Origin of the sequence: uncultured Tyzzerella sp. (assembly GCF_963558545.1) — a bacterium.
Lineage (GTDB): Bacteria > Bacillota > Clostridia > Lachnospirales > CAG-274 > Tyzzerella.
This window is the reverse complement of the sequence record NZ_CAUWHO010000102.1, coordinates 1-2683: the sequence shown is the minus strand read 5'-3', so window position 1 is coordinate 2683 and position 2683 is coordinate 1. Positions and strand designations below refer to the sequence as shown.

General features: G+C 28.3%; 3 protein-coding genes. All 3 read right to left on the bottom strand.

The features are described 5' to 3' along the window. Window positions 1-135 precede the first annotated feature (135 nt). Window positions 136-1671 (bottom strand): glutamine-hydrolyzing GMP synthase, encoded by a 1536-nt coding sequence (gene guaA / locus R5Z65_RS09870; protein WP_317368857.1) that lies wholly within the window; start codon window positions 1669-1671, stop codon window positions 136-138. Window positions 1672-1692: 21 nt separating this feature from the next. Beyond that, a complete protein-coding gene (locus tag R5Z65_RS09865) occupies window positions 1693-2079 on the bottom strand; it encodes a GerW family sporulation protein (RefSeq protein WP_317368855.1) in 387 nt (128 codons plus the stop codon). A gap of 2 nt (window positions 2080-2081) precedes the next feature. Next, window positions 2082-2683: DUF2953 domain-containing protein (locus R5Z65_RS09860; protein WP_317368852.1), on the bottom strand; the 602-nt coding region annotated here is incomplete at its 5' end.

Here is a 2683-nt window from a genome sequence, read left to right as displayed (position 1 = left end):
TATAAATAAAAATAAGTTGTATAATAAGTTATTGAATTTTAATAACCATATTATACAACTTATAAATGCCAATTTATAAATGTAGTGCAAAAACCTATAAACACAGGCTTTCACACTATCTATTTTTAATATATCCTATTCCCACTCTATTGTTGCTGGTGGTTTACTAGTAATATCATATACTACTCTATTAACATTAGGTACTTCATTTACCATTCTAACACTAATTTTTTCTAAAACATCATAAGGAATTCTAGCCCAATCAGCACTCATAGCGTCAAGGCTTGTAACACCTCTTAAAGCAATAGTGTAGCTATAAGTTCTTTCATCACCCATAACCCCAACACTTCTAAGTCCTGTTAAAACTGTGAAATATTGCCAAATTTCTCTATCAAGACCAGCTTTAGCTATTTCATCTCTAAATACAAAATCTGTTTGTCTAAGTATGTCTAGCTTTTCTTTTGTTATATCTCCTATTATTCTTATAGCAAGGCCTGGACCTGGAAATGGCTGTCTATGTACTAAAAAGTCTGGTATACCAAGGGCAGTACCAACTGCTCTAACTTCATCTTTAAATAAATCTCTAAGTGGCTCTATAATTTCTTCAAAATCTACAACATCAGGAAGCCCTCCTACATTATGGTGGCTTTTTATAACAGCAGAATTTTTAGTACCACTTTCTATAACATCTGGATAAATAGTTCCCTGTACAAGAAAATCTACTGAACCTATTTTTTTAGCTTCTTCTTCAAAAACTCTAATAAATTCTTCACCTATTATTTTTCTTTTAGTTTCTGGGTCAGATATACCTGCAAGTTTTCCTAAAAATCTATCTTCTGCATTAACCCTAATAAGGTTCATATCAAACTGTTCTTTAAAAACAGACATAACCTCATCACCTTCATTAAGACGCATAAGCCCGTGGTCAACAAAAACACAAGTTAAGTTTTTACCAATAGCTTTATGTACTAAAACAGCAGCTACAGAAGAATCTACACCACCAGATAATGCACATAAAACTTTTTTATCACCAATTTTTTGTTTTAAAGCTTCAACCATTTCATTTGCAATGTCTGTCATAACCCAATCCCCAGAGCATTTACAAACATTATATAGGAAATTTTTTATTATATCATTACCAAATTGTGTATGTACAACTTCCGGGTGGAACTGTACTCCATAAAGATTTTTATCCTTGTTATAAATACTAGCAGTTGGGCAAGTTTGTGTAGTACCTACAACTTCAAAATTAGGTGGAACTTCTGTAATATAATAAGTATGGCTCATCCAACAGATACTCTCTTTATCTACATTTTCAAATAAAGGGTTAGTATTATCAACAGTTAACTCTGCTTTACCATATTCTTTTTTATCTGCTTTTCCTACTTTACCACCATTTAAATAACCCATAAGCTGACAGCCATAGCATATGCCAAAAACAGGTATACCAAGCTCAAAAATTTCCTTATCTACAATAGGTGCATCTTCTTCTGTTACAACACTAGGCCCACCTGTAAATATAATCCCTTTAGGATTTTTAGCTTTAATCTCTTCAATAGGAGTATCATAAGATAATACTTCACAATAAACATTTAAATCTCTCACTCTTCTAGCTATAAGCTGGTTATATTGCCCACCAAAATCTAAAACGATAATAAGCTCGTGCTTCATAAAATACTTTCCTCCAAAAATTTATTTATCTTCTGTACTTTCTATACCTTCTTCTATATCATCTTTTTTAAAAAATGATGACAAATTAAATTTAGAAACAACACCAGGTACCATATCTATAATTTTATTTACACTATTTTGATTTTTTATATCTACAAGTTGCACAGACCCATCTTGAACAACAAGCATAGCAGAAGGACTTAATTTAGCTCCTAACCCACCACCTGTATTTTCATTATTTTTTTCTTTTCTTTCATAAGAACCTGCACCAACACCAACAGATATATCAACCAAAGGAACAATTATTACATCACCTATATTTATAGGCTCTCCAACAACTGTTTTAGAAGATATAAAACCTTCCATTTTATTAAATAAAACTTCTAAACTACTATTAAGATTAGACATAATCATTCTCCTTTACTAAAAATAATTTCTCTTATAGGTTTTTTACTTATAAATATAATTATAGGAAATAGCAATTTAAATAAAGATGATTTACATTTTATTTCTAAATCTGCCAAAAATAATTCATTTTCAAAATCTGGCATTATTTTTATATCCTTAATATACTTTTTAGGTAAAAAAGGTATTATAGCACTTATTATAGCACAAACGTTACCAGTTTTAAAGGGTTCATCTAGTCCATAATCAACATTTATTTTTATTTTTTTAAACTTTATAGCTTTAATAAGGCTTTTTAACAATAAAAATATCATATTTAATATTTGATTTTTATTAGGATATGATATTATAAAATTAATTTTTTCTTTAATATAGTTTATTTTATATTTTATATTTTTAATAACTTCTTTAAATTTTGTTAATTTATCTTTATTTTCTTCTATATCATCTTCTTCTATACTACCTTCATTTATATTTTCTTTTGCATCATAATTAATATCTTTATCTAAGTATTTTTCTACATTATCTTTATTATCATTAATGCTAGCTACTTTATAAACTTTTTCTTCACTTTTTTTTTCTTTTTCTATTTCTTTATTTTTAGGTA

What these genes read in the sequence shown, in the direction of transcription:
- guaA (WP_317368857.1), bottom strand. Translation starts at nt 1,671, where the DNA reads ATGAAGCACGAGCTTATTATCGTTTTAGATTTTGGTGGGCAATATAAC.
- R5Z65_RS09865 (WP_317368855.1), bottom strand. Translation starts at nt 2,079, where the DNA reads ATGTCTAATCTTAATAGTAGTTTAGAAGTTTTATTTAATAAAATGGAA.